Origin of the sequence: Pseudomonas sp. WS 5503 (assembly GCF_012985385.1) — a bacterium.
Taxonomy (GTDB): domain Bacteria; phylum Pseudomonadota; class Gammaproteobacteria; order Pseudomonadales; family Pseudomonadaceae; genus Aquipseudomonas; species Aquipseudomonas paracarnis.
Genome location: NZ_JAAQWI010000002.1, coordinates 410,200 through 436,056, shown reverse-complemented (window position 1 = coordinate 436,056; position 25,857 = coordinate 410,200). Strand labels below are relative to the sequence as shown.

Below are 25,857 nucleotides of genomic sequence, written 5' to 3'. Positions count from 1 at the left end.
CGCGGGCAAGCCCGGCTCCCACAGGTGATCCGCAGGGGTTTTAGAGCATGCGTTCCAGGCCAACACTGGTGGCGAACCAGGCGTTGAACCGCCGCCACCAACTGCCCGGTTCGCGCGTCAGAGTGTGCATCTGGCCGTTGTCTTCTGTCACCCACACCACTTGGCCGTCCTGCAGTTTGGCCTCATAGCTCAACGCTGGCGCCATACCTTCCAGCGCCAGGTTGCGCACGTGTTCGGCCAGTTCGGGGCTGTCCACCAGTACGCCAACTTCGGTGTTCCACAGCACTGAGCGCGGGTCGAAATTGAATGAGCCGATAAACGACTTTTCTCGATCGAAAATCATCGCCTTGCTGTGCAGGCTGGAGTCCGAGCCGCGCCAGCTGCCATGCCGAAACAGGTGCGGGCCGCTGCTTGCGCTGGGGTCGCCCGGTTGCCGGCGCAGCTCATAGAGCTTTACTCCGTGCTCCAGCAGCGCCTTGCGATACGGCGCATAACCGCCGTGCACGGCCGGTACGTCGGTGGCTTCGAGGGCGTTGGTCAGCAGGCGCACCGAAACACCCGCATCGGCACGCCCTGTGAGGTAGACCAGCCCAGGTTGGCCCGGTACGAAGTAAGCCGAAATCATGATCAGCTCATGGCTGACACCCGCCAGCTCTGGCGCCAGCTGAGTGGTCAGCAACAGTCGCGGGTCGGGGTCGGCCTTGGCCAGTACCTTGCTCGGTGCGTCCCACAGCGCCTGGTTCCAGGCCCAGATCAACTCGCGGCGCCAGATGCCCATGCGGGGCTGGGTCTGGTACGTGCGCAGGCGGTTATACAGCGCATGGTTCTGCTGACGGGACTGAGCCAGGGAGGCTTCAAGGCGCCCGCGGGCGACGGCGAGGTCGACCTTGGAGGGTTTGTTCGAGACGAAGTCATCGATAGGCTTGCTCAAGGCGCTGTTCCAGTACTGGTCGAAGCTGTGACCCAATTGCTCGGCCACCGGCCCTACGCTGAGCATGTCGATGTCTGTGAAATTCAGGTTCGGTTCGGCGTCGAAATACTCGTCGCCCAGGTTGCGCCCGCCAACGATGGCCACGCTGTTATCGGCCAGCCACAGCTTGTTATGCATGCGCCGGTGTTGCAGTGACAGGTTGAATACACGGCCCATGGCGCGCGTGACGCCGGTGCTACGGCCCAGATGCAGCGGGTTGAACAGGCGTATCTGCACCTTGGGATGGGCGGCGAGGGTGGCGATGATCTGGTCGAGGCCATCGCTGGTGGTGTCGTCCAGCAGAATCCGTACGCGCACCCCGCGGTCGGCGGCCTTGAGCAGTTCGTCCACAAGCATGCGTGTGCTGATGCCGTCGTGCACGATGTAGTACTGCAAGTCGAGGCTGGTCTGGGCGTTGCGAATCAACTCGGCGCGAGCCATGAAAGCCTCACTGCTGTTGGGCAGCAAGCGGAAGCCCGAGCGTCCTTGGTAGGGGGCGGCCTGGGCCTGGATCGAGCGACCGAACGAGGAGTCCTTCGCCGGCAGGGCATCGCTGGGGATGCGCGGGGTGTCGACCGTGGCACAGCCGCCCAGGGCCAGGGCTCCCAGCAGGCAAAACGGTAAAAGCCGTCGAATCATCAAGGAAACTGCTTCCAGGTCAGGGCGGTTGTGGCATATGACGGCATTTGCTCGGGAAAGGTCAGTCCGCCGTCTCTTCCAGCATCTTGCGTGCAGCGGCACCTACCTTGCGCACGGCCTCTTCAATCTGCGTCGTTGGCTTGGCAGCGTAGTTCATGCGCAAGCAGTTACGGTACTTGCCGGAGGCGGAGAAGATGCTGCCTACAGCCACCTGTACACCTTGTTCCACCAGCACGCGGTTGAGCTTCAAGGTGTCGAAGCCCTCCGGCAGCTCAATCCATAGCATGAAGCTGCCTTGGGGCCGGCTGGCGCGCGTGCCAGCGGGGAAATAACGGCTGACCCAATCGAGCATCAAGTCGCGATTACGCTGGTATTGGGTGCGCATCCTACGTAAATGAGGTTCGAAATGACCGCCTTTGAGGAATTCGGCAATGGCAATCTGCGGCTGTGTGGCCGTAGAACCGGTGCTGATGTATTTCATGTGCAGCACCCGCTCCAGATAGCGTCCCGGTGCGACCCAACCAATGCGCAGGCCGGGCGCCAGGGTTTTGGAGAACGAGCTGCACAGCAGCACACGGCCGTCTTCATCGAAGGATTTGATGGTGCGCGGGCGTGGGTAGCTGTAGGCCAGCTCGCCATACACATCGTCTTCGATAATCGCCACGTCAAAGCGCTGGGCCAGGGTCAGCAAGGCGCGTTTACGGGCTTCCGGCATGATGTAGCCCAAGGGGTTGTTGCAGTTTGGGGTGAGCTGGATGACTTTGATCGGCCACTGTTCCAGCGCCAGTTCCAAGGCCTCCAGGCTGATGCCGGTGAGCGGGTCGGTGGGGATTTCCAGGGCTTTCATGCCCAGGCCCTTGAGGGTCTGCATGGCGCCGTGGAAGCTGGGCGAATCCACCGCGACGATATCGCCGGGCTCACAAATCGCGTGAATGCTGGCGGAGAGGGCTTCGTGGCAACCGGTGGTGATCACGATGTCTTCGGCGCTCAGTTGGCAGCCGGAGTCCAATGACAGCCGGGCGATTTGCTCACGCAGTTCCATACAGCCGAGGATATTGTCGTAATACAGCCCCGGCAGGTCTTGGCGCCGGCTGACACGGGCGAGGCTACGCAGCAGCGGCTTCAAGGTAGGCGACAATACATCCGGCATGCCTCGGCCCATCTGTATGACGTCTTTGCGCGGCACCGCACGAATCAGTTCCAGCACCAGGTCCCACTGGGAGATTTCCACTGGCCGTTGGGCCGGGCGGCCTATCTCGGGCAGTGCCGGCAGTTCACGGCCCACCGGAACAAAATAGCCCGACTTGGGCTTGGGCATCGCCAGGCCGTTGTCTTCGAGCAACCGATACGCCTGCTGCACGGTGCTCAGGCTCACCCCATGTTCCACACTCAAGGCCCGCACCGAGGGCAGTCGATCGCCCGGACGATAGAAGCCCTGTTCAATACGGGTGCCGAGCAATTCGGCGAGGTTGACGTAAAGGGTCATGGTGGTCGCTCCCGAGGGACCAGTACAGATAGAGGGAAAATACAGGATTCAGCCACGCAGAGGCAGCATCTGTATGTATTTATTAAAAGTTGGCTGAATCTGTAATGGTTCTGGCCGCCCGCGCATGCTGATCACTCAAGACAACAGGCCAATGAGGGGCAGTCAAATGAGCGGCATGAGCGATGTACGGCTGGCGTTACGCAGTCAGGAACTGGACGTGGCGCAGGAGCAGGTGATCACTGCCTCGGCGCCTGGCCGCTGGAATCTGTTCTGGCGCCGTCGCCATACGCGCAAGGCCCTGCTGGACCTGAGCCGCGAGCAGTTACGCGACATCGGGCTGACCGCCGAGCAGGCGCGCCGTGAGGGTTTGAAACCCTTCTGGCGCGATTGATCAGAGCAGTTCTTTAAGGCGGTGCCAGAGCATCCCCAGGGCCAGCAACGGCGAACGCAGGTGTTTGCCGCCGGGGAAGGTGATGTGTGGCACCTGGGCGAACAGATCGAAGCGCCCCTGTTGCTGGCCGCTGATGGCCTCGGCCAGCAGCTTGCCCGCCAGATGCGTGGCGTTGAGGCCATGGCCGGCATAGGCCTGGGCGTAATACACGTTGGGTTGATCGGCCAGGCGGCCAATCTGCGGCAGGCGGTTGGCGCCGATGCCGATCATGCCGCCCCATTGGTAGTCGATTTTCACGTCTGCCAATTGGGGGAATACCTGCAGCATCTTCGGTCGCATGTAGGCGCCGATGTCCTTGGGGTCTCGGCCGGAGTAGTGGCAGGCGCCGCCGAACAACAGGCGGCGGTCGGCGGACAGGCGGAAGTAATCCACCGTCACGCGCTGGTCACACACGGCCATGTTCTGCGGTAACAGGCGGGTGGCTTGCGCGTCGCTCAAGGGCTCGGTGGCAATGATGTAGCTGCCGGCGGGCAGCACCTTGCCACTCAGTTGCGGGTTGAGCCCGTTCAGGTAGGCATTGCAGGCCAGTACCAGGGTCTTGGCGCGCACAGTGCCTTGGGCGGTATGCACCTTGACCTCAGGGCCATAGTCGATACGGGTCACTTGGGATTGCTCGTACAGCGCCACGCCCAACTGCTGGGCAACGGCAGCCTCACCCAGTGCCAGGTTCAGCGGGTGCAGATGGCCGGAACCCATGTCGATCATGCCGCCTACATAGCGATCAGAGCCGATTACGGTGCCCATCTCGCTGGCTTGCAACAGGCGCACTTCGTGGCGGTAGCCCAGGCTGCGCAGCTCTTCGGCATCCTCGGCCAGGCCCTGTAGGTCGCGGGGTTTGTTGGCCAGGTCGCAGTAGCCCCAGGTCAGGTCACAGGGGATCTGGAAGCGCTCCACACGCTCGCGCACGATCTCCACGGCTTCCAGGCCCATCAGCTTCATCTGGCGCACGCCGTCGCTGCCGATCACCTGGGTGAACTGATCCAGCCCGTGGCCGACACCGCGAATCAACTGGCCGCCATTGCGCCCGCTGGCGCCCCAGCCGATCTTGCGCGCCTCCACCAACACCACGCGAAAGCCGCGCTCGGCCAACTCCAGGGCGGTGTTGAGCCCGGAGAACCCCCCGCCGATCACACAGACATCGGCGTTCACCTCACCCGTCAGCGTCGGGTAATCCGGTTGCGGCACGCTGCTGGCGGCGTAGTAGGAAGCGGTGTGCCGGGCGCTGGCGGTCATGGGGAACCTCCCTGTCTGGAAAATTTGACGCAGGATACAGGGGTCGCACGACGCTGTCTGCGCGGGGCGTTTTGCGTCAGAATCCACGTCTATTCGCCGTTCGGTATGGGTTTCGATGAGTTGCAACAGTCAGAAAATCAGCGCGCTGCGTCGCCAGATTCCTTCGTTCGAGTGCGTTCCCGGTTGCCACGACTGCTGTGGGCCGGTGACCACCTCGCCCGAGGAAATGTCGCGTCTGCCGCGCAAGACCGCTGCCGAGCAAGAGGCGGCGATGGACGAGCTGAACTGCGTACACCTGGGGCCCAAGGGTTGCACGGTGTATGACGAGCGGCCGCTGATCTGTCGCCTGTTCGGCACCACCAAGACCTTGCCGTGCCCTAATGGCCGCCGGCCAGTGGAGCTGATTCATCCGCGGGTGGAGAAGCAGATTCATGAGTACATGGCGAGTACCCGGCAGGTGCTGGTCTAGCGGATGTACTCGTTTAAAACTGTGGGAGCTGGCTTGCCAGCTCCCACATTTGACCGTGTTGTGTCAGTGGGTCAGTCAGGGATCGGCAGGTTCAGGCTCTCTTTCACCTCTTCCATCACGATATAGCTTTTGGATTCCCGCACATGGGGGAGTTTGAGCAGGATATCGCCCAGCAATTTGCGGTACGACGCCATCTCCGAGATTCGCGCTTTCACCAGGTAGTCGAAATCACCCGACACCAGATGGCACTCCAGCACGTGAGGCAGTTTCAGCACGGCTCGGCGAAATTCTTCAAAGGTGTCACCCGACTTGTAATCCAGGCTGATCTCGACAAATACCAGCAAACTTCCTTTCAAATGCTGGGGATTGAGCCGTGCGTTGTAGCCCATGATGATCCCTTCGCGCTCCAGGCGCCGCACGCGCTCGGTGCAGGGCGTGGTGGACAGCCCGACCTTTTCCCCCAGCTCCGTGAACGAGATGCGCCCGTCGGTTTGCAGGATGCGCAGGATATTGCGGTCGATCTTGTCCAGCTCCCGCTTGGTCTGGGTGTTGGTACGCATAGGGGATACGCCTCTGTCAAAAGGGTTTTTGCCAAGAATTGTCGCCAAATATAGGCATTTATATAGTGAAATGCACTGCCGATTGTTTTTTACACTGCGCCCATCATTGCTCGAATAACACACGTCAGCGGCTGAGCCCGCGATGAGGATATAAAAATGCGCGTTCTGGTCTTGGGTAGCGGCGTCATTGGGGTGACCAGTGCCTACTATTTGGCGCGGGCCGGCTTGGACGTTGTGGTGGTTGATCGTCAGCCTGCCGCTGCCATGGAAACCAGTTTCGCTAACGCCGGTCAGGTGTCCCCTGGCTACGCCTCGCCATGGGCCGCGCCGGGTGTGCCGCTCAAGGCCATCAAATGGCTGCTTCAGCGCCACGCGCCGCTGGCGATCAAGGCCACCGCCGATATCGACCAATACCTGTGGATGGCGCAGATGCTGCGCAACTGCACGGCTAGCCGCTACGCGGTGAACAAGGAACGCATGGTGCGCCTGTCCGAGTACAGCCGCGACTGCCTTGACGAATTGCGCGCCGAGACCGGCATTGCCTACGAGGGGCGCAGCCTCGGGACTACCCAACTGTTCCGCACCCAGGCCCAGCTCGATGGCGCCGCCAAGGACATCGCCGTGCTGAAAGAGTCCGGCGTGCCATTCGAATTGCTCGACCGAGCCGGCATTGCCCGGGTTGAACCGGCCCTGGCCAGCGTCACCGATATTCTCGCGGGTGCCTTGCGCCTGCCCAACGACCAGACGGGCGATTGCCAGATGTTCACCACGCGCCTGGTCGAAATGTGCAAACAATTGGGCGTGGAATTCCGCTTCGAACAAGACATCCAGCGCCTGGACTACGCAGGCGACCGCATCAACGGTGTGCTGATCGACGGCAAGCTGGAAACTGCCGACCGCTATGTACTGGCTCTCGGCAGTTACTCGCCCAAGTTGCTCAAGCCGTTGGGGATCAAGGCGCCGGTGTACCCGCTCAAGGGTTATTCGCTGACTGTGCCGATCACTAACCCGGCAATGGCGCCGACCTCGACCATTCTTGATGAAACCTACAAAGTCGCGATCACCCGTTTCGACAACCGTATTCGCGTCGGTGGCATGGCTGAAATAGCCGGTTTTGACCTGTCGCTGAACCCGCGGCGACGTGAAACCCTGGAGATGATCGTCAACGACCTTTATCCTCAGGGCGGCGATCTGGCCCAGGCCAGTTTCTGGACCGGCCTGCGCCCGACCACCCCGGACGGTACACCGATTGTGGGTGCCACGCCGTTCAAGAACCTGTTCCTGAATACAGGCCACGGTACCCTCGGTTGGACCATGGCCTGTGGTTCAGGTCGCTTGCTGGCCGACCTGATGGCGAAGAAAACGCCGCAGATCAGCGCCGCAGGCCTCGATATTTCCCGTTATGGCAACCACCAGGAGTCCGCACAACATGTCAATCCAGCGCCAGCTCACCAATGAGCGCATGAGCCAGATCGTTGTCCACAGCGGTACCGTGTACCTGGCAGGGCAAGTTGGCGACGACATGAGCGCCGGGATTGAGCAGCAGACCCGTGAAACCCTGATCAATATCGAGCGCTTGCTGGACCTTGCGGGTACCGACAAGTCCAGGTTGCTGTCGGTAACGATCTACCTGAAGGACATCGACGCCGACTTCGCTTTGATGAACGCGGTATGGGACAAATGGCTGCCCAAAGGCGTCGCCCCGGCCCGAGCCACGGTCCAAGCCAAGCTGTGCGAACCCGAGATTCTGGTAGAGCTGTCTGTCGTGGCTGCGCTGCCTTAACAACGATCCCTCTCCCGGTGCCGGCGTTGTTGGTCGGCACCGGTTTTTTATTGACTTTGCTGCCTAGAAGCCTGCCGCCATGCGTCCAGCCCGTGCCCTGATCGATCTCCAAGCCCTGCGCCATAACTACCAATTGGCCCGAGAAGTCACCGGGGCCAAGGCCCTCGCCGTGATCAAGGCCGATGCCTACGGCCATGGCGCGGTGCCCGTGGCCCAGGCACTGGAGGCGCAAGCCGACGGGTTCGCGGTGGCGTGCATCGAGGAAGCGCTGGAACTGCGCGCCGCCGGCATTCGTGCGCCGGTGTTGCTGCTGGAAGGTTTTTTCGAAGCCGACGAGTTGCCGCTGATCATCGAGCAGGATTTGTGGTGCGTGGTGCATTCGCTTTGGCAGTTGGACGCCATCGAGCAAGCTCGTTTGAGCAAGCCGCTGACAGTGTGGCTGAAGCTGGACTCGGGCATGCACCGTGTGGGCCTGCACCCCAAGGATTACCAGGAGGCGTATCAGCGCCTGCTGGCGAGTGGCAAAGTGGCGAAAATCGTGCTGATGAGCCATTTTGCCCGCGCCGATGAGCTCGATTGCGTCAGCAGCAACGAACAAGTAACGGTGTTTGAGGCGGCGCGCCAGGGGCTGGCGGCTGAGGTGAGCCTGCGCAACTCACCGTCTGTATTGGGCTGGCCAAGCGTGTCCAGCGACTGGGTGCGCCCCGGTATCATGCTTTATGGCGCAACGCCCTTTGGCGAAGACCAGGCCCTCGCCGCGCGCTTGCAGCCTGTGATGACCCTGGAGTCCAAAGTCATCTGCGTGCGCGAGTTGCCGGCCGGTGAGCCGGTGGGCTACGGCGCCAGGTTCGTCACGCCCAAGCCGATGCGCATCGGCGTGGTTGCCATGGGTTATGCCGACGGTTACCCACGTCATGCGCCGACCGGTACCCCGGTGCTGGTCGCTGGCCAGCGCAGCCGGCTGCTGGGGCGCGTGTCCATGGACATGCTGTGTGTCGACCTCACCGACTTGCCCCAGGCGGGCCTTGGTTCCACCGTAGAGTTGTGGGGCAAGCACATCCTCGCCAGTGATGTTGCCGTGGCCGCCGAGACCATCCCCTATCAGATTTTCTGCAATCTGCGCCGAGTGCCAAGGCTCTATAGCGGCGCTTAGCCGCCGGCAACGAACCGAGCACACCGGGATTTAGGCCCAAGTGTTGTAAATACTGAACGCTGTCGCCATGATAACGCTCAATTACAACAAAGCCTGAATCCTAGGAGGCTCCTGCATTGGACGTCGGCGAACGACTGCAATCCATCCGTAAACTCAAAGGTCTTTCCCAGCGTGAGCTCGCCAAGCGTGCGGGCGTCACCAACAGCACCATTTCGATGATCGAGAAAAACAGCGTCAGCCCCTCGATCAGCTCCCTGCGCAAGGTGTTGGGCGGTATCCCCATGTCCATGGTCGAGTTCTTCTCCGAAGAAGTGCTCCAGGAAATACCGACGCAGATCGTCTATAAAGCCAATGAGCTGATCGACATCTCTGACGGTGCCGTCACCATGAAACTGGTGGGCCGGGCGCGCCCAAGCCGGGCTATCGCATTTCTCAATGAAATCTACCCTCCGGGTGCCGACACGGGCGAAGAAATGCTCACCCATGAAGGCGAAGAAACCGGAATTCTGGTGGAAGGGCGCCTGGAATTGGTGGTCGGTCTTGAAACTTTTGTGCTCGAAGCGGGCGATAGCTACTACTTTGAAAGCACCAGGCCTCATCGTTTTCGCAATCCGTTCGACGTGCCGGCGCGACTAATCAGCGCAGCCACACCCGCGAACTTTTAAGAATAGAGGCGCCCTGCCAGCGTTGCAGAGGTTCCCGCAGATGTACACCGTGAGGCCGAATCTCCCTTTATTTAATAGGGTTGTTTCGGCCGGGCGGGCTAACCGTTATACTTTCGCCGCCTGCGAAACCGTGGCCGCAGGCGTGAATAGCCACCATTGAGGGTGAACGCGTGAACCTAATTATGAAAATGCTGGCTGCACCAGCAACCGTACTGGCCCTATGGGCTGTCAGCGCTCAAGCTGCGACCAATGATGACATTGCCAAGCGCCTGGAGCCTGTGGGCCAGGTTTGCGTCCAGGGCCAGGAATGCAAGGGCATGGAAGTTGCCGTGGCAGCCGGCGGCGGCGGCGCGAAAACCCCCGATGAGATCATCGCCAAGCACTGTAATGCGTGCCACGGCAGCGGCCTTTTGGGTGCGCCAAAAATTGGCGACACCGCCGCATGGAAAGAACGCGCCGACCATCAAGGTGGCCTCGATGGCATCCTGGCCAAGGCCATCACCGGTATCAACGCCATGCCGCCCAAAGGCACCTGCGCTGATTGTTCGGATGACGACCTCAAGGGTGCGATCAAGAAGATGTCCGGGCTGTAATCGGCCGATCTTCGTCAAAAATGCCGCTTACCAGCGGCTTTTTTGTGCCCGCGATTTGGTATTCAGGCTGTTCATTGCAGCAAAGACCCGGCAAGCTCGGTCCAACCCCTAATTCATGGAATGTTCGGGAGCAGTCGGATGGTGCAGTTGTGTTCAATCGAGCAAGCAGTTGACGACGTACTGGAGCGCCTGCCGGCGCATATCCACATGGGCATGCCGCTGGGGCTGGGCAAGCCCAATCTGTTCGTCAACGCGCTGTACCGGCGCATCGCAAAATTGCCCGAACGGGCGCTGACGCTCTATACGGCCTTGAGCCTGGGCCGTCCTACGCAGGGTAACGGTCTTCAAAAGCGCTTTATCGAACCTTTCATCGAACGAGTGTTTGGCGACTACCCCGAGTTGGATTTCCTCGCGGACCTGCACAAGGGCAGCCTGCCGAAGAATATCCGTGTGCAGCAATTCTTCATGCAGCCCGGCAGCTTGCTCCACAGCGCCGCGGCGCAACAGGATTACGTCAGCAGCAACTACAGCCATGCGGCCCGCGACATCAATGCCGCCGGCCTGAACCTGGTGGCGCAATTGGTTGCCAGTAGCAGCGAGCATCCCGACCGCCTGAGCCTGAGCTGCAACCCGGATATCACCCTCGACCTGATGCCCATGATCGCCAAGCGCCGCGCGGCTGGGGAGACCATTCTGGTCGTCGGCCAGGTCCATAGCGATTTGCCCTACATGCCTGGCGATGCCGAGTTGGGCATGGATGAGTTCGACTACCTGCTGGATGAAAAAGACAGCACCACGCTGTTCTCCACTCCGAACATGCCGGTGGGCTTTCAGGATCATTTTATCGGCCTGCATGCCAGCACCCTGGTGCGTGATGGCGGTACGTTGCAGATTGGCATCGGCTCCATGGGCGATGCACTGACGGCTGCCTTGCTGGCGCGCCAGGCCGACAACGAAGCCTATCGCCTGTTGCTCACCGACTTGGATGTGTACCAGTGGGCGCCGTTGATCAGCCGCGAAGGCGGCGTCGAGCCGTTTGCCCGTGGCCTTTACGGTTGCAGCGAGATGTTCGTCAACGGCCTGCTGGTATTGGCGGATGCCGGGATCGTGCGGCGCAAGGTCTACCCGGACGTGGCGACCCAGATGCAGGCCAACGCGGGCACCCTGGACGACGCGGCGCAACCCGATGGCGTGTCGATCCATGGCGGTTTCTTCCTGGGGCCGCGCAGTTTTTACCAGCGTCTGCAGGAAATGACCCACGCCAAGCGCCAGGCGTTCAACATGACCCGCATCAGCTACATCAACGAGCTGTACGGCCAGGAAGAACTCAAGCGCCTGCAGCGCCTGGATGCGCGGTTTATCAACAGCGCCATCATGGTCACCTTGCTCGGTGCTGGCGTGGCTGATCAGTTGGAAGACGGTCGCGTGCTCAGTGGCGTGGGTGGGCAATACAATTTCGTGGCCCAGGGGCATGCGCTGGAAGGTGCACGCTCAATCCTGATTTTGCGCAGCTGGCGCGAGTCGGCGGGTGAGGTCAGTTCCAATATCGTCTGGGAGTACGGCCACTGCACCATTCCCCGGCACCTGCGGGATATCGTCATTACCGAATACGGTATTGCCGACTTGCGGGGTCAGACGGATGCCAAGGTGATCGAAGCGTTGCTGAACATCACTGACTCAAGGTTCCAGCACGACTTGATTGAGCAGGCGCAAAAGGCCGGCAAACTGCCCAAGGATTTCCAGTTGGATCCGCGTTTTGCCGACAACACGCCGCAGCGGCTCCAGGCGATTCAGGCCAGGCACCGTCGCTTGTTCCCCGAATACCCCCTGGGCTGTGACTTCACGGATGAGGAGCGGGACTTGTTGCGGGCGCTGAACTGGCTCAAGAGCAAATTCAAGCTCACGGAAATTCTGGAGTTGGGCAAGGCGGCACTCGACGCGCCGGAGCCGGAGGCGTTTCCCGAGCATTTGCAGCGGATGCGCTTGGATAAGCCGGAGGGCATCAAGGAAGACCTGTATCAACGCTTGCTGCTGGCCGGACTGCAGGCCACCGCCCACTGACGGCGCAACGCAAAACCTAATGTGGGAGCTGGCTTGCCTGCGATAGCGGTGTGTCAGTCGACATCTCTGTCGACTGACACACCGCTATCGCAGGCAAGCCAGCTCCCACACAGTGATTACTCGATAAAGGTCACGACACCACCGGCCAGCGACTTCACCCGCGCCAGCGACTCAACCCGATAACCCTGTGCATCCAGTTCTGCACGCCCACCCTGGAACGACTTCTCGATCACAATGCCCAAGCCGGCTACGGTCGCGCCGGCCTGCTTGATGATCGAGATCAGCGCCTGGGACGCCTTGCCGTTGGCCAAAAAGTCATCGATCACCAGCACGCGGTCGCTGCTGGTCAGGTGGCGCGGGGAGATCGCCACGGTGCTTTCGGTTTTCTTGGTGAAGGAATACACCGTGGCCGACAGCAGGTTTTCCGTGAGCGTCAAGGATTGCTGCTTGCGCGCGAAGATCACCGGCACACCCAGGTTCAGCCCGGTCATGATCGCCGGGGCAATGCCCGACGCTTCGATGGTGACGATCTTGGTGATGCCCGAATCCTTGAACAGTGCGGCGAACTCGTCGCCGATCAGTTTCATCAGTGCCGGGTCGATCTGGTGGTTCAGAAAGGCGTCAACCTTGAGGACCTGATCGGAAAGCACGATGCCTTCTTCGCGAATTTTCTTGTGCAGTGCTTCCACGGAAAGCTTCCTCTAATGGCGCGTTGTGCGCCGAAAGTAGATTAAAAAGTAGTCGATTCTAGCGCTTTAACATCGCGCGTATATCCGCCAAGGCGGTGTTGCCGCGAACGGCCTTCACCTCGGTGGGAGTGTCGTCATTGCCTTCCCAGGCCAGGTCGTCCGGCGGCAGTTCATCCAGGAACCGGCTGGGGGCACAATCGATGATTTCACCGTATTGCTTGCGCTTGGCTGCAAAGGTGAAGGCCAGGGTCTGACGTGCGCGGGTAATGCCCACGTAGGCCAGGCGGCGTTCTTCCTCGATGGTGTCGGCTTCGATGCTGGAGCGGTGCGGGAGGATTTCCTCTTCCATGCCCATGATGAACACGTAGGGAAACTCCAGGCCCTTGGACGCATGCAAGGTCATCATCTGCACGCCTTCGGCACCGTCTTCCTCTTCTTGCTGGCGCTCGAGCATGTCGCGCAACACCAGCTTGCCGATGGCGTCCTCGACGGTCATCTCGCCGTCTTCGTCTTTTTCCAGGGTGTTCTTCAACGCTTCGATCAGGAACCAGACGTTGCCCATGCGGTAATCGGCGGCCTTGTCGCTGGAGCTGTTGGTGCGCAGCCAGTTTTCATAGTCGATGTCCATGACCATGCTGCGCAGGGCGCTGATCGGGTCTTCGCCGGCGCACTGCTCGCGGACCTTGTCCATGAAGCGCTTGAAGCGTGACAGGCGATCAGTGAAGCGCGTGTCCAGGTGTTCGCCCAGGCCGATTTCGTCGGTGGCGGCGTACATCGAGATCTTGCGTTCGGTGGCGTAGTTGCCGAGCTTTTCCAGGGTGGTGGAGCCGATTTCCCGGCGCGGCACGTTGATCACGCGCAGGAAGGCGTTGTCGTCGTCCGGGTTCACGATCAGCCGGAAGTAGGCCATCAGGTCTTTGACTTCCTGGCGTCCGAAAAAGCTGTTGCCGCCCGACAGGCGATACGGCACCTGATGATGCTGCAGTTTCAGCTCGATCAGCTTGGCCTGGTAGTTGCCGCGATACAGGATCGCAAAGTCGCTGTAGGGCCGGTCGGTGCGCAAGTGCAGGCTGAGGATTTCCACGGCGACGCGCTCGGCTTCGGCGTCTTCGTTGCGGCAGCGGATCACACGGATCTCGTCGCCATGGCCCATCTCGCTCCACAGTTGTTTTTCAAACTCGTGGGGGTTGTTGGAGATCAGCACGTTGGCGCAACGCAGGATGCGGCTGGTGGAGCGGTAGTTCTGCTCCAGCATCACCACTTTCAAGGAGGGGTAGTCTTCCTTGAGCAGCATCAGGTTTTCCGGGCGGGCGCCGCGCCAGGCGTAGATCGACTGGTCGTCGTCGCCCACCACGGTGAACTGGTTGCGCGTGCCGATCAGTAATTTCACCAGCAGGTATTGGCTGGCGTTGGTGTCCTGGTATTCGTCCACCAGCAGGTAACGCACCTTGTTCTGCCACTTCTCCAGGATGTCCTTGTGCTCTTGGAACAGCTTGACTGGCAGCAGGATCAGGTCGTCGAAGTCCACGGCGTTGAACGCCTTGAGCGTGCGCTGGTAGTGGGTGTAGACGATGGCAGCGGTCTGCTCCTTGGGGTTGCGTGCAGCTTCCAGGGCTTCGGCGGGCAGGATCAGGTCGTTTTTCCACGAGCCGATCATGTTCTTGATTTCGTCGACGCCGTCGTCGCCCGCGTATTCCTTCTGCATGATGTCGGTCATCAGGGCCTTGACGTCGGTCTCGTCAAAGATCGAGAAGCCCGGCTTGTAGCCCAGTCGCACATGCTCCTTGCGGATGATGTTCAGGCCCAGGTTGTGGAAGGTGCACACGGTGAGGCCACGGCCTTCGCCACCCTTGAGCAGGGTGCCGACCCGCTCTTTCATTTCCCGCGCCGCCTTGTTGGTGAAGGTCATGGCGACGATGTACTGGGCGCGGATGCCGCAGTTCTGGATCAAGTGCGCGATCTTGCGCGTGATCACGCTGGTCTTGCCGGAGCCTGCACCGGCGAGCACCAATAGAGGGCCGCCGACGTAGTTCACGGCTTCTCGCTGCCGGGGGTTGAGTCGGGACATACGGAATTTCAGGGGTCGTTGTTCAAAAGGGCGGGCATTTTAACAGGCTGGAAAGATTCTGCTGCCATAGAACGACGGTGTGACGTACCACTCGATCTAAATTTGCCGGTTTTGCTACTTTGCCGCAGGATGTTAAGGATTATTCGAGACTAATATTTACAGTCTACGTGTTTGATAACACCTATCATTTGTCATCCTTTGTCATTGTCAGGCCGCACGTCATAATGGCACCGCTAATGAAATTTTGCAGAGTCTAGGGAGTTAGCGTGTCTACGCCTGTCGAACCCTTGCGTTTGCTGCTGCTGGCCGATGAGCCCGAGTGGGCAGCGTTGTTGCGCGAGTGCCTGGAGCCGATGGGCGAAGGGGCTGTGCTGATCAGTGCGCCCAACTGGGACTCGGTAAGCCGCCTGTTCGATGACGACCAGGGTGCTGTGTTATTGACCACGCCCAGCCTGCAGCCCGGCCCCGGCCGGTGCAGCCTGCCGTGTGTATTGTTGCTGGAGCAGGAGCCACTGGTGGCGCCGCTGGGTGTCAGCGATTGGTTGGTGTTGGATGCATTGGACGCCGACACATTGCGCCGCTGCCTGCGCCATGTGCGCGAGCGCGGCGTGCTGGAAAACACCTTGCAGCGCCTGGCCGAGCAAGACCCGCTCACCGGTATTGCCAACCGTCAGGGCTTCCAGACCTTGCTGGCCGCCCGGCTGGCAGAAAACGAAGGCCGTGGCCTGGCCCTCGGCCATCTGGACCTGGACAATTTTCGTCATGCCAACGATGCCCTCGGCCATCAGGCGGGCGACCGTTTGATCCTGCAAGTGGTGTCGCGGCTCAAGAGCCAGCTCGAAGCCGGGGACCAACTGGCGCGCCTGGGCAGCGATGAGTTTGCCTTGTTGATCGATACCCGCCGGGCGCCCCAGCGCGCCGAATGGATGGCCGAGCGCATCACCGAAGTGATGGCCGAACCCTATTGGGTGGATGGCGAAAGCCTGTTGATCGGTTGCAGCCTGGGCATGGCCCATGCTCGAGCCCGCGCTGGCGCCGACCCGTTGATGTGGCATGCCCATATCGCCATGCAGCAGGCCAAAAGCACCCAGGGCTGTACCTTTCATATCTTCAATGAACGCATCAACCGCAACGCGCGCAGCCTGGCCGACCTGGAAAGTGAACTGCGCCGGGCTTTGCGTCGCGATGAGTTGGAGCTGCATTACCAGCCGCGCCTGGACCTGGACGACGGTCATATCGTTGGCCTCGAAGCCCTGGTGCGCTGGCGTCACGGCGAGCGCGGCTTGTTGCCGCCCAGCGAGTTCGTGCCGCTGGCCGAACAGAGTGGCTTGATCGTGCCATTGGGCTACTGGGTGATCTCCCGAGCCCTGCGCGACATGCAAGACCTGCGTGAACGCGGCCTGCCGCCGCTGCACATGGCGGTCAACCTGTCGTTTCGCCAGTTCCAGGACAGTCAGTTGCTGTCTACCCTCAGCCGCCTGATTGCCGAGCGCGGCGTGGAAGCGCAATGGCTGGAGTTCGAATTGACCGAAACCGCCGTGATGCGCCGCAGCGACCTGGTCAAGCAGACCATGGACGCCCTTGGCCGGCTGGGTGTGCGGTTTTCCCTGGATGATTTCGGCACCGGTTTTTCGTCGTTTGTGCACCTTAACAGCCTGCCGATTGCCTTGTTGAAGATCGACAAGAGCTTTGTCGGCGGCATGGAAGAGCGCGAAGAAAACCGCAAGCTGGTGCACGCCATGATCAACCTGGCCCACAACCTCAACCTGGAAGTGGTCGCCGAAGGCGTGGAAACCCCTGAGCAGCTTGAGCTTTTGCGCTTGTTTGGGTGCGACCAGGTCCAGGGTTACCTGATCAGCAAGCCGTTGCCGCTGCCCGAGCTGGTGGAATACCTGATGTTCGGGCAAAGCCAGCAGGCGCTGTTGGGTTAAGCCTTCAAAGTGGTTCAAATGTGGGAGCTGGCTTGCCTGCGATAGCGGTCGTTCAGCTAATAATGATTAGCCTGACACACCGCTATCGCAGGCAAGCCAGCTCCCACATGTGCCGCGTGTACTCGCTAGTCAGGCAGGGCCGCTCGGAATCCAACAGGAGCATCCGGCTCCTGCCGAATCATCCGCTTCATCTTCGCCTCAAATGCCCAGGTCAGGCTCACCGCCGCACACGCCAGGCCCAGTGCCAGGCCCCACCAGACGCCTGTTGGCCCCCAGCCCAGGGTGAACGCCATCAACCAGGCTGACGGTGCGCCAATCAGCCAATAGCAACCCAGGCCCACCAGGAAGGTGGTCTTGGCGTCCTTCAAGCCACGGATACAACCCATGGCGATGGTCTGCACGCCATCGAACAATTCAAACCAGGCGGCGACGGCCAGCAGGCTCACCGCCAGGACGATGACGTCATGGAACGCCGGGTCGTCATGGTCGAGGAACAGTCCGATCAGCGGGTCGGAAAACAGCCACAGTACCGCCGCAAACCCCAACATCACCATGGCGCCGAATCCTATGCCCACTCGTCCGGCCAGGCGTGCCTGCAGCAACTGCCCGGCGCCGTAATGCTGGCCGATGCGCATGGTCACCGCGTAGGACATCCCCGCCGGCACCATGAAGGCCACCGAGACAATCTGCAGGGCGATCTGGTGTGCCGCCAACTGCGTGCTGCCCATGGTGCCCATGCACAACGCCGCAAAGGCAAACAACCCGACCTCTACCGCATAGGTGCCGCCAATCGGCAGGCCCAGGCGCCACAGCTCGCGCAGGTAGTGGGTATTCAGGCGCAGCAGGCCTGTGCCCAGCGGGTAGGCGGCGTAGGCGCGGTTGCTGCGGATGTACCACATCAGTGCCAGCGCCATGCCATTGGCGACGATGGCGGTCACCAGGCCGATGCCCATCAGGCCCAGTTTCGGCAGGCCGAACATGCCTTCGATCAGCGCATGGTTGAGCAGGTAGTTGACCACGGTGCCGCACAGGCTGATCACCATCACCGGGGTGGCCTTGCCGATGGCGCTGGTAAAGCCGCGCAGGGCCATGAAGCTCAGGTAGCCGGGCAGGGCAAAGGGCAGGATCGTCAGAAATTGCCCGGCCGCATGCACGTTGGTTTCGGTCTGGCCGAACATCAGCAGCACCGGCTTCAAGTTCCATAACAGCAACGCCGCCGCCAGGGCCATCAACCACGCCAGCCACAGCCCGGCCTGGGTCAGGCGAGTGGCGCCATCGATATCGCCCGCGCCATGGCGAATGGCGACCAGGGTGCCCACGGCTGCGATCACGCCGATGCAGAAGATCGCCACGAACGAATAGCTCGCCGCGCCCAGGCCTCCGCCGGCCAGTGCCTCGGGGCTCAAGCGCGCCATCATCAAGGTGTCGGTCAGCACCATCAGCATGTGCGCCAACTGTGAGGCAATCAACGGCCCCGATAGCCGCAGAATGGCCCAGAGTTCGGTACGTGCCGGATGTTGCATGATCATCACACTCGAATGGTCAGGAAGGTGGGGAAGGGTTGATTCTCGGCGCATTCAGCGCATTGCACAAAAGGATAAAAGCGATCGTTGGCATGATTAAAACTCATGCATGAGCGATTCTGGTAGGGTTTCCAGATTGCGCAGTCGGAGCTTTCAGCATGTCTCGTCGTCTTCCTCCTCTTTATGCCTTGCGGGCATTTGAAGCCGCCTCCCGTCACCACTCGTTTACCCGTGCGGCTGAGGAATTGTCGATTACCCAGAGTGCGATCAGCCGGCATATCCGTACGCTCGAAGATTATTTCGCCTGCCGATTGTTCCAGCGCAGCGGTCGCACATTGCAGCTCACGGAAGCGGCGCGGTTGTTGCTGCCTGGCGTACGGGAAGGCTTCGCTGCCCTGGAGCGTGCTTGCCATACCTTGAATGCCGAAGATGACATCCTGCGTATGAAGGCGCCGTCCACCTTGACCATGCGCTGGCTGCTGGCGCGGTTGAGTCGCTTCCGCGCATTGCAGCCGGGCAATGAGGTACAGCTCACCAGTGCGTGGATGAGCATCGATGAAGTGGACTTTAACCAAGAGCCGTTCGACTGTGCGGTGTTGCTCAGCAACGGGCACTTTCCGGCGGACTGGGAGGCCAGTTATCTGTTTGCGGAAATGCTTATCCCGGTGGGAGCGCCGAATCTGTTGGACGACGGTCCCTGGGACGTGACGCGGCTGGCAACAGCCGAACTGCTGCACCCGACGCCTGACCGCCGCGACTGGCGTTACTGGCTGCAGCGCATGGGGTTGTCATCTCACGTTTCACTCAAGGGTGGGCAGGTGTTCGACACGCTTGAACTGGGCATGATAGCCGCCGCCCGAGGCTATGGCGTCTCCATGGGGGATTTGCTGATGGTGGCCGAAGACGTGGCGCAGGGACGCTTGAGCCTGCCGTGGCCTACGGCGGTCGCCAGTGGGGAAAGCTACTACCTGGTGTGGCCGAAAACCCGTCCGGGTGGCGAACGTTTGCGACGGCTGGCGGAATTTCTTCAGGGTGAAGTCAAGGCGATGGAATTGCCTCAGGTTGAACGCCTCGATTGAGTAGGGCCGGACCTTTTGTGCAATCGTTTGCGGGATACCCCTGTGATTCGCTCAAGTATTGCCAAATGCCGCCGAAGAAAGGTGTTGGAACCCTCGTGCACTACCGTTTCCCACTAGATAATTTGCCGAGCAGCGCTATGAGATCAGGATGATCCTGGCCTCGGCCAGGAGCTGTCATGTCTCAACCTCGTGCCCGGATTGCCTCCCAGTTAGGCCTTGCACTCGCCGTGATTCTGGCTGTCGTGATCAGCGGCAGTACGGTCTTTGCCTTGCGTACCCTCGACTCCGCCAACCTCGCCACCCGCGAGGAACACTTGGCCAGCGAGGCACGTTTGCTCGCCGACCAACTCAACACCTTCCACAGCACCTTGCGTGAAAGCACCCAGCGTTTGAGCGGGCTGTTTGAAAAGCGCTTCGGCGCCGGCTTGAGTGTGCGTGCGGACCAGTCCGTGGCCGTGGCCGGCGTGCAGACGCCGAGCCTCTATCTGGGCAATGAGGTGCTGAACAATAACTTCGAAGAGGTGGATGAGTTCAAGCAGATGTCCGGTGGCGTGGCCACGGTGTTCGTGCGCAGCGGCGACGACTTTATCCGCGTCAGCACCTCCCTGACCAAGCAGGACGGCAATCGCGCCATTGGCACCGTGCTCGACCGTCAGGGCGCGGCCTACCAGCGCGTTGTGAGCGGCCAGACCTACATCGGCCGTGCCGTGTTGTTCGACCGCTCCTACATGACCCAATACAGCCCCGTACGTGACAGCAGTGGGCAGGTCATCGCCGTGCTGTTCATCGGTTTCGATTACACCGATGCCCAGAACGCCCAGTTTGAAAACCTCAAGCGCTTCCGCATCGGCCAGACCGGCTCCCTCGCGCTGCTGGATGAGCAAAAGCACTGGCTGGTGCCGCCGGCTGGCGTACAAGCGCCGGATCAGGCGATTGCCGTGATGCTCGACCTGGCGAAAAAGCCGGGTGCTGGCCGTTTCTGGAGCGACAAAAACGAAGATTTCTATAGTGTCTCGGTGCCGTTTGAAGGCGGCCCTTGGGCGGTGGTAGCGAGCATGCCCAAGGCTGAGATTCGCGCAGTGACCTGGGAAGTCGGCATCCGCCTAGTGATCGGCAGTGTGCTGGCGATGTTACTGGCAGTGGGCGCCACGGTGTGGCTGTTGCGCAGCAAGCTGGCGCCATTGAGCGAGCTGGTGCGCCAGGCCCAGGCCCTGGGCGCGGGCGATTTGAGTGCGCGGCTCAATGTGTCCAGCCATGACGAAATCGGCCAGCTGGCGCGTAGTTTCAACCAGATGGGTGAGGCGCTGTCGACCATGGTGTCGCATATCCGTACCGCCGCCGAACAGGTCAACAGCCGCGCCCAGGCGCTGTCGGGCTTGTCCGGCGGTGCCTATGAAGGCATGGAGCAGCAGTCCGGCGAGATCACCAGCATGGCCGGTGCGGTGGAAGAGTTCAGTGCTACCTCGCTGAACATTGCCGACAACATGGGCAACACCGAGCGCCTGGCTCAAGAGAATGCCCAGCAAACCCGTATCGGCCGCAGTTCGATGCAAGAGGCGTCATCGTCCCTGGAACATATCGCCACTGCGCTGAACAGCACCGCTGCCGTGATCAACACCCTGGGCCAGCGTTCCCAGGAAATCGGCGGGATCGTCGGCGTGATTACCGCCATCGCAGAACAGACCAACCTGCTGGCGCTCAACGCCGCCATCGAGGCCGCGCGCGCCGGCGAGCAAGGCCGTGGCTTCGCCGTGGTCGCCGACGAAGTGCGCAACCTGGCTTCGCGCACCCGCCAGGCCACCGATGAAATCTCCGGCATGATCCAGAGCATCCAGCAGGAAACCGGTAACGCCATCAGCACCATGGAGCACGGCAATGCGCTGATGCAGGAAGGCCTGTCGCGCAACGCCGATGTGGCCTCGGCCCTGGCGCGTATCGACGAGCAAAGCCGCTCGGCCGGCCAGCAATTTGCTGCGATCACCACCGCCACCCAGGAACAGAGCAGCACCGCGACCTTGCTCAGCAGCAACCTGCAGAGCATTGCGCTGGCCAACAGCGAGCAGCGTGAAGTGGTGTCCAACCTGGCGGTTACCGCCAAGGAACTGGAGACCTTGGCGGCAGGCTTGCGTCATGAGGTGGATCGGTTTCGTTGAGGCTCAGGCCTCCCCAAGCCCTGGGTCTACGCGCTTGCCAATGTCCTTGAGCCGCGCCAGTTGGTCGACCATGCCTGGCGCTTCGTCCAGGCTGGTGACGAAGGTCCACAGATAGGTCATGACGGCGTAGATGTGGCCGGCCTTCACCGCTGGGGACATGGCCAATTGGCTGATCGCAACCACGAACAGTAAGGCCGCGGTCATGCCGATAAACAGGAACGCCGCAGCCTCGCGGTCTGACAGCCAGATGCGCAGGCGTGACAGCACCTGGTAGTGGCGTCGCAGGGTCGGCGCGCCGACCTTTTCGACCAGGCCGATTTCTTTTTCCAGGCGGTTGTTCAGACGTTCGTGCAGCGCCTGATTGCGCTGGGCAAAACGCGGCAACAAGGTGATGCACAGCAGCAGGGCCGCCAGGCACGCCATGCCTACCCATGGCTCAATCACGATCAGCATCACTGCCGCGCCCACAATCGACACCAACGCCGTGGCGATGATAGGCACGTGCTTTTCAAAGAAGTCGACAAACTCCCGAGCAAGTACTACCCGTGCCGCCGATTTCGAGGTGCTGTGGTTCTGTTGGCGCTGGTTGAGAATGACCGGCACCGCAAGGTCCGCGTAGATGCGCGTGAACGTACGGGTGTCCAGCGCCCGTCTCGCCGCCCCAACGGCCCAGAACGCCATGACCACGGCGGCATACAGCAACGCACTGGTGGTATCGCCACGGATAATCGAATCCACCGCGAACCCGGCAAACAGTGGGTAAGCCAACAACAGCGCGTTCTCCAGCGCCACCAGCGACAAGGTACAAGACAGCTTGCCGGGATAGGCTCTGGCAATAGCCTTGAGGGTCTGGCTGGCAGACTGCTGGCCGATTTTCTTGCTTTCTTCGATCAGAATTTGTGGGGTGACGGATGTCATGGGTGCACCAGAGGAGTAATAGACGCTATTATTGAGCGACTGCTCAAGTATCCTTGAGCGATCGCTCAAAAAGCAAGCGCCGCTTATCTGCTCGTGCTCGAAGGAATTGCCCATGTCGCGTACCGACCGTAAAGACCAGATCATCGCCGCCGCCCTGGAGCTGTTTCGCAGCAAGGGTTTCGCCGATGTATCCACCCGTGACCTCGCCGAACATGCCGGCTTGTCGCGCAGTCATGTTTATCACTACTTCAGCGACTGGAATGAACTGCGCCGCGAAGCCTTCGTACGCTTTGCCAATGAGCAACTGGATGAAGTGCGCGAGCCGTTGGCCGATGCGCCACCCCTGGAGGCGCTCGTGGGTTTTTTGCGCGACTGCCTGCCCAGCACCGCTGACGCCGGCTGGGCGCTGTGGCTCGACGCCTGGGACGAGGCCATGCATGACGCGCAAATGACCCAGGCTTATCTGGTAATCAACGCCCAATGGCAAAGCATGCTTGCCGAGGTGATCGAGCGGGGCGTTGCCGATAGCGTCTTTCGCTGCGAGTCGGCTCAACGCGCTGCACGGCAGATCTTCGCCCTGGCGATGGGCTATGCCGATGACCTGATGCTCAAGCCTTCCGCAGAGTCCGCAGAAGCGGCGCTGCAAGAAGTGCTGGAAGTGGCGAGGCTGCTGCTGGATTTTGCCTGACAAGTGCTAGCCATTTGCGGCTGGTCGGTACTGCAACGCCTCCGCCAAATGATGGCGGGCGATGCCTTCCACTTGCTCAAGGTCCGCCAGGGTGCGAGCCACCTTGAGCAATCGATGGGCTGCGCGCAGTGATAATGTCAGCCGCTCACACGCGCTTTCCAGCCAGCTTTCATCGGCTTTGGCCAACTGGCAGTGTTCGCGCAGCCGGGGCAGATCGAGGAATGCATTGGCGCAACCCTGGCGCTGGTGCTGGCGTTCCCGGGCTTGCGCCACCTGAGCGGACGCTTGCGCGGTGGTATCACCGGCTTGTTGGGCGGGGTTCAGCGCAGTGACCTCCCGCGCGACTGTCAGGTGCAAATCAATCCGGTCCAGCAGCGGCCCGGATAGCTTGTTGCGATAGCGCTGGATCTGTTCCGGCGTACACCGGCAACGCCCGCTGGGCTCGCCCATGTAGCCGCAGGGGCAGGGATTCATCGCCGCGACCAGTTGAAAGCGCGCCGGGAAGCTCACACGGTCTCGGGCACGGGAGATCACGATGTGCCCCGACTCCAATGGCTCGCGCAGCACCTCCAGTACCTTGCGATCGAACTCTGGCAGTTCATCCAGGAACAACACCCCGTGATGAGCCAGGGTGATTTCCCCCGGTTGTGGCTTCGAGCCGCCACCCACCAGCGCCGGCCCGGATGCCGAGTGGTGCGGCTGGCGAAACGGGCGGTTTGGCCAATGGCTCAGCGGTGCCAGGCTGACCACGGACTGGATCGCGGCCACTTCCAGCGCTTCCTGCTCGCTCAACGGCGGCAGCAAGCCCGGTAGCCGGCTGGCCAATAAAGTCTTGCCGGTACCCGGTGGCCCGCTGAACAGCAGGTTATGCGCGCCCGCCGCCGCGATCAGCAATGCTCGCTTGGCCGCGAGTTGGCCCTGCACTTCACTCAGGTCTGGGTAAGGCTTGTTCAAGTACAGCAAACCGTCGGACCTGTAGGGCTCAATCGGCACATGTCCATTCAGGTGCGCCACCACTTGCAGCAGGTGATCCACCGCAATCACCTTCAACCCCGACGCCAGGCACGCCTCCTCGGCATTGGCGCGCGGCACTATCACGGTGCGCCCGGCCTTGCGCGCCGCCAGCGCGGCCGGCAACACCCCCTTCACCGCGCGCACCTCGCCGGACAGCGCCAATTCCCCAAGGCATTCCACGTCATCGAGCATCAACGCCGGCACTTGCACACTGGCTGCCAGGATGCCCAGGGCAATCGCCAGATCAAAACGCCCGCCGTCCTTGGGCAGGTCGGCGGGCGCGAGATTGAGCGTGATGCGGCGGGCCGGATATTGCAGCGCCGAGTTGAGGATGGCGCTGCGCACGCGATCCTTGCTTTCCTTCACTGCAGTTTCGGGCAAACCCACGAGAGTGAGAGACGGCAGACCATTGGCCATGTGCACCTCGACGGTGACGGCGGGGGCTTCTACACCGACCTGGGCGCGGCTGTGGACGATGGCGAGGGACATGCTCGTTCCTTGAATGGGAGGGCCGCTTCCTGCGGTTTTTTCAAGGGTAGACGAGGTGGGATGGAGCGGGGCGGGGAGGTTTTACAGAACGTATCCGCACGGCAATGCAAAACAGAATGTGGGAGCTGGCTTGCCTGCGATCACGGTGTGTCAGCAAAGAATCATCCGCTGATAAACCGTGATCGCAGGCAAGCCAGTTCCCACAACAATCGCGTTCACTCGGCAGAAGGTGGCGCCAACCGTGCTTCAAGTTCAGCCACCTTCGCCTCCAGGCTCTCCAGCCGCGCACGTGTGCGGGCCAGCACCACCATCTGGCTGTCAAACTCTTCCCGGCTGACCAGGTCGAGCTTGCTGAAACCACTCTGTAGCAAAGCCTTGAACTGGCTTTCGATTTCATTGCGGGGCAGCGGAGTGTCGCCGCTGAACAGGCGAGAGGCGTGGCCGCTCAGGGCGTCGAGGAAGTCTTTGGGCGCGAGCATTGGACATATTCCGGAAAACAGTTGGCCGGCAGTGTACCACGCAGCGTCTATAGTCATTTTCACGCCCCGCTGCGCACGGTTTTCGCGCATGGGGGCGGGCGGCTGCGCACTGTTTTGATGCGCATTGCGGCCGCGCGGGCGCCCCGTAGGTGGGCATAAGCGGGCAAAGGATTGATTTCGGTGGTTTTTACGGAGCTGGCAAGGTTTCTGCTTAGACGATCATGACCCATGCACTGATGCAGTCGCTGTGACGAATGCAGTGCGCCGACGGATCCGGGGTACAGGGCTCGTCACCAGTGGTTCGCTGGCGTCGCGACGGCAAATGCCGAGGCGACGATGCGTTACAAAGCCAGGCACTGCGCTTAGACTTGAGACGGGTTTGTTTTCCTGGGGCAAGTCCACCAAATTCGGGAGAGAGTTTTCATGAAGCTAGTCACTGCCATCATCAAGCCGTTCAAGTTGGACGATGTACGCGAGTCACTGTCCGAGATCGGCGTGCAGGGCATTACCGTTACTGAGGTCAAGGGCTTCGGTCGGCAGAAGGGTCATACCGAGCTGTATCGCGGCGCGGAATACGTGGTCGATTTCCTGCCGAAGGTGAAGATCGATGTCGCCATTGACGACAAGGATCTTGATCGGGTTATCGAGGCGATAACCAAGGCGGCCAACACCGGCAAGATCGGTGACGGCAAGATCTTCGTGGTCAATCTGGAACAGGCTATTCGCATCCGTACCGGCGAAACCGATACCGACGCAATCTAAG

Annotated in this window: 23 protein-coding genes; 13 read left to right on the top strand and 10 right to left on the bottom strand. The window is 61.1% G+C overall.

Features of this window, described 5'->3' with window-relative positions; all coding sequences use genetic code 11:
* Positions 1-40: 40 nt before the first annotated feature.
* Positions 41-1,609, bottom strand: coding sequence for a phospholipase D family protein (locus HBO10_RS07795; protein ID WP_034129088.1), 1,569 nt, complete (start codon positions 1,607-1,609; stop codon positions 41-43).
* Positions 1,610-1,670: 61 nt separating this feature from the next.
* Entirely contained in the window at positions 1,671-3,095 is a 1,425-nt protein-coding gene (locus HBO10_RS07790) for a PLP-dependent aminotransferase family protein (RefSeq protein WP_034129087.1), read from the bottom strand.
* Between the two features lie 166 nt (positions 3,096-3,261).
* On the opposite strand from HBO10_RS07790, the gene HBO10_RS07785 reads away from it, so the two are divergent.
* Positions 3,262-3,486 carry a DUF1127 domain-containing protein gene (locus HBO10_RS07785; protein ID WP_034129086.1) on the top strand — a complete coding sequence of 75 codons (225 nt, stop codon included), beginning with the start codon at positions 3,262-3,264 and terminating at the stop codon, positions 3,484-3,486.
* Here the strand turns inward: HBO10_RS07785 and HBO10_RS07780 are convergent, their stop codons facing one another.
* Positions 3,487-4,779: an FAD-binding oxidoreductase gene (locus HBO10_RS07780; RefSeq protein ID WP_034129085.1), complete on the bottom strand. Its 1,293-nt coding sequence runs from the start codon at positions 4,777-4,779 to the stop codon at positions 3,487-3,489. It abuts the gene before it with no gap.
* Between the two features lie 115 nt (positions 4,780-4,894).
* Between HBO10_RS07780 and HBO10_RS07775 the strand changes: the two genes are divergently transcribed.
* Complete coding sequence (locus tag HBO10_RS07775) at positions 4,895-5,248, top strand: YkgJ family cysteine cluster protein (RefSeq protein ID WP_003195461.1); 354 nt, start codon at positions 4,895-4,897, stop codon at positions 5,246-5,248.
* A 71-nt stretch (positions 5,249-5,319) separates the two neighbouring features.
* Here HBO10_RS07775 and HBO10_RS07770 read toward each other — a convergent pair whose 3' ends face one another.
* Positions 5,320-5,808, bottom strand: a complete 489-nt coding sequence (locus tag HBO10_RS07770) for an Lrp/AsnC ligand binding domain-containing protein (RefSeq protein WP_003176896.1) — start codon at positions 5,806-5,808, stop codon at positions 5,320-5,322.
* A gap of 156 nt (positions 5,809-5,964) precedes the next feature.
* Here HBO10_RS07770 and dadA point away from each other — a divergent pair, with 156 nt between their 5' ends.
* The 6 genes from dadA to HBO10_RS07740 all read left to right on the top strand — a co-directional run bounded on the left by dadA (position 5,965) and on the right by HBO10_RS07740 (position 12,063).
* A complete protein-coding gene (gene dadA, locus HBO10_RS07765) occupies positions 5,965-7,266 on the top strand; it encodes a D-amino acid dehydrogenase (RefSeq protein WP_034129084.1) in 1,302 nt (433 codons plus the stop codon).
* Positions 7,238-7,591: a RidA family protein gene (locus HBO10_RS07760; RefSeq protein WP_034129083.1), complete on the top strand. Its 354-nt coding sequence runs from the start codon at positions 7,238-7,240 to the stop codon at positions 7,589-7,591. The genes dadA and HBO10_RS07760 overlap by 29 nt, the downstream gene beginning before the upstream one ends.
* 79 nt (positions 7,592-7,670) lie before the next feature.
* Entirely contained in the window at positions 7,671-8,744 is a 1,074-nt protein-coding gene (gene alr / locus HBO10_RS07755) for an alanine racemase (protein ID WP_034129082.1), read from the top strand.
* A gap of 116 nt (positions 8,745-8,860) precedes the next feature.
* Positions 8,861-9,409 carry a cupin domain-containing protein gene (locus HBO10_RS07750; protein ID WP_014720470.1) on the top strand — a complete coding sequence of 183 codons (549 nt, stop codon included), beginning with the start codon at positions 8,861-8,863 and terminating at the stop codon, positions 9,407-9,409.
* Positions 9,410-9,591: 182 nt separating this feature from the next.
* Positions 9,592-10,002 carry a c-type cytochrome gene (locus HBO10_RS07745; protein ID WP_034129081.1) on the top strand — a complete coding sequence of 137 codons (411 nt, stop codon included), beginning with the start codon at positions 9,592-9,594 and terminating at the stop codon, positions 10,000-10,002.
* 138 nt (positions 10,003-10,140) lie between these two features.
* Entirely contained in the window at positions 10,141-12,063 is a 1,923-nt protein-coding gene (locus HBO10_RS07740; RefSeq protein WP_034129080.1) for an acetyl-CoA hydrolase/transferase C-terminal domain-containing protein, read from the top strand.
* Between the two features lie 116 nt (positions 12,064-12,179).
* Here the strand turns inward: HBO10_RS07740 and HBO10_RS07735 are convergent, their stop codons facing one another.
* Both HBO10_RS07735 and rep read right to left on the bottom strand, forming a co-directional pair.
* Complete coding sequence (locus HBO10_RS07735; protein ID WP_003195447.1) at positions 12,180-12,752, bottom strand: xanthine phosphoribosyltransferase; 573 nt, start codon at positions 12,750-12,752, stop codon at positions 12,180-12,182.
* Positions 12,753-12,810: 58 nt separating this feature from the next.
* Positions 12,811-14,820 (bottom strand): DNA helicase Rep, encoded by a 2,010-nt coding sequence (rep, locus tag HBO10_RS07730; protein ID WP_034129064.1) that lies wholly within the window; start codon positions 14,818-14,820, stop codon positions 12,811-12,813.
* Between the two features lie 266 nt (positions 14,821-15,086).
* Between rep and HBO10_RS07725 the strand changes: the two genes are divergently transcribed.
* Positions 15,087-16,751, top strand: a complete 1,665-nt coding sequence (locus HBO10_RS07725) for a bifunctional diguanylate cyclase/phosphodiesterase (RefSeq protein ID WP_034129063.1) — start codon at positions 15,087-15,089, stop codon at positions 16,749-16,751.
* A 125-nt stretch (positions 16,752-16,876) separates the two neighbouring features.
* Here HBO10_RS07725 and HBO10_RS07720 read toward each other — a convergent pair whose 3' ends face one another.
* Positions 16,877-18,280 (bottom strand): NorM family multidrug efflux MATE transporter, encoded by a 1,404-nt coding sequence (locus HBO10_RS07720; RefSeq protein WP_034129062.1) that lies wholly within the window; start codon positions 18,278-18,280, stop codon positions 16,877-16,879.
* A gap of 152 nt (positions 18,281-18,432) precedes the next feature.
* On the opposite strand from HBO10_RS07720, the gene HBO10_RS07715 reads away from it, so the two are divergent.
* Both HBO10_RS07715 and HBO10_RS07710 read left to right on the top strand, forming a co-directional pair.
* On the top strand, positions 18,433-19,353 hold the full coding sequence (locus HBO10_RS07715; protein ID WP_014720465.1) for a LysR substrate-binding domain-containing protein: 921 nt from the start codon (positions 18,433-18,435) through the stop codon (positions 19,351-19,353).
* Between the two features lie 176 nt (positions 19,354-19,529).
* Positions 19,530-21,506, top strand: coding sequence for a methyl-accepting chemotaxis protein (locus tag HBO10_RS07710; protein ID WP_034129061.1), 1,977 nt, complete (start codon positions 19,530-19,532; stop codon positions 21,504-21,506).
* Between the two features lie 3 nt (positions 21,507-21,509).
* Here the strand turns inward: HBO10_RS07710 and HBO10_RS07705 are convergent, their stop codons facing one another.
* Complete coding sequence (locus HBO10_RS07705; RefSeq protein ID WP_034129060.1) at positions 21,510-22,424, bottom strand: ABC transporter six-transmembrane domain-containing protein; 915 nt, start codon at positions 22,422-22,424, stop codon at positions 21,510-21,512.
* A 112-nt stretch (positions 22,425-22,536) separates the two neighbouring features.
* Between HBO10_RS07705 and HBO10_RS07700 the strand changes: the two genes are divergently transcribed.
* Positions 22,537-23,112, top strand: a complete 576-nt coding sequence (locus tag HBO10_RS07700) for a TetR family transcriptional regulator C-terminal domain-containing protein (RefSeq protein WP_034129059.1) — start codon at positions 22,537-22,539, stop codon at positions 23,110-23,112.
* 6 nt (positions 23,113-23,118) lie between these two features.
* Here HBO10_RS07700 and HBO10_RS07695 read toward each other — a convergent pair whose 3' ends face one another.
* Together HBO10_RS07695 and HBO10_RS07690 are read right to left on the bottom strand one after the other, a co-directional pair.
* Entirely contained in the window at positions 23,119-24,615 is a 1,497-nt protein-coding gene (locus HBO10_RS07695; RefSeq protein WP_034129058.1) for a YifB family Mg chelatase-like AAA ATPase, read from the bottom strand.
* Between the two features lie 215 nt (positions 24,616-24,830).
* On the bottom strand, positions 24,831-25,094 hold the full coding sequence (locus HBO10_RS07690) for an accessory factor UbiK family protein (RefSeq protein ID WP_034129057.1): 264 nt from the start codon (positions 25,092-25,094) through the stop codon (positions 24,831-24,833).
* A gap of 423 nt (positions 25,095-25,517) precedes the next feature.
* On the opposite strand from HBO10_RS07690, the gene glnK reads away from it, so the two are divergent.
* The gene (gene glnK, locus HBO10_RS07685; RefSeq protein ID WP_002555808.1) at positions 25,518-25,856 is read left to right on the top strand and encodes a P-II family nitrogen regulator; all 339 of its coding nucleotides are present in this window, start codon (positions 25,518-25,520) and stop codon (positions 25,854-25,856) included.
* Position 25,857 lies beyond the last annotated feature (1 nt).

Bases quoted from the DNA above. Each gene is read 5' to 3' on its own strand.
- HBO10_RS07790 (WP_034129087.1), bottom strand. From the start codon at position 3,095: ATGACCCTTTACGTCAACCTCGCCGAATTGCTCGGCACCCGTATTGAA.
- HBO10_RS07710 (WP_034129061.1), top strand. From the start codon at position 19,530: ATGTCTCAACCTCGTGCCCGGATTGCCTCCCAGTTAGGCCTTGCACTC.
- HBO10_RS07740 (WP_034129080.1), top strand. From the start codon at position 10,141: ATGGTGCAGTTGTGTTCAATCGAGCAAGCAGTTGACGACGTACTGGAG.
- HBO10_RS07720 (WP_034129062.1), bottom strand. From the start codon at position 18,280: ATGATCATGCAACATCCGGCACGTACCGAACTCTGGGCCATTCTGCGG.
- HBO10_RS07705 (WP_034129060.1), bottom strand. From the start codon at position 22,424: ATGACATCCGTCACCCCACAAATTCTGATCGAAGAAAGCAAGAAAATC.
- HBO10_RS07775 (WP_003195461.1), top strand. From the start codon at position 4,895: ATGAGTTGCAACAGTCAGAAAATCAGCGCGCTGCGTCGCCAGATTCCT.
- glnK (WP_002555808.1), top strand. From the start codon at position 25,518: ATGAAGCTAGTCACTGCCATCATCAAGCCGTTCAAGTTGGACGATGTA.
- HBO10_RS07745 (WP_034129081.1), top strand. From the start codon at position 9,592: ATGAAAATGCTGGCTGCACCAGCAACCGTACTGGCCCTATGGGCTGTC.
- HBO10_RS07695 (WP_034129058.1), bottom strand. From the start codon at position 24,615: ATGTCCCTCGCCATCGTCCACAGCCGCGCCCAGGTCGGTGTAGAAGCC.
- rep (WP_034129064.1), bottom strand. From the start codon at position 14,820: ATGTCCCGACTCAACCCCCGGCAGCGAGAAGCCGTGAACTACGTCGGC.
- dadA (WP_034129084.1), top strand. From the start codon at position 5,965: ATGCGCGTTCTGGTCTTGGGTAGCGGCGTCATTGGGGTGACCAGTGCC.
- HBO10_RS07780 (WP_034129085.1), bottom strand. From the start codon at position 4,779: ATGACCGCCAGCGCCCGGCACACCGCTTCCTACTACGCCGCCAGCAGC.
- HBO10_RS07795 (WP_034129088.1), bottom strand. From the start codon at position 1,609: ATGATTCGACGGCTTTTACCGTTTTGCCTGCTGGGAGCCCTGGCCCTG.
- HBO10_RS07770 (WP_003176896.1), bottom strand. From the start codon at position 5,808: ATGCGTACCAACACCCAGACCAAGCGGGAGCTGGACAAGATCGACCGC.
- HBO10_RS07715 (WP_014720465.1), top strand. From the start codon at position 18,433: ATGTCTCGTCGTCTTCCTCCTCTTTATGCCTTGCGGGCATTTGAAGCC.
- HBO10_RS07690 (WP_034129057.1), bottom strand. From the start codon at position 25,094: ATGCTCGCGCCCAAAGACTTCCTCGACGCCCTGAGCGGCCACGCCTCT.
- HBO10_RS07785 (WP_034129086.1), top strand. From the start codon at position 3,262: ATGAGCGGCATGAGCGATGTACGGCTGGCGTTACGCAGTCAGGAACTG.
- alr (WP_034129082.1), top strand. From the start codon at position 7,671: ATGCGTCCAGCCCGTGCCCTGATCGATCTCCAAGCCCTGCGCCATAAC.
- HBO10_RS07700 (WP_034129059.1), top strand. From the start codon at position 22,537: ATGTCGCGTACCGACCGTAAAGACCAGATCATCGCCGCCGCCCTGGAG.
- HBO10_RS07760 (WP_034129083.1), top strand. From the start codon at position 7,238: ATGTCAATCCAGCGCCAGCTCACCAATGAGCGCATGAGCCAGATCGTT.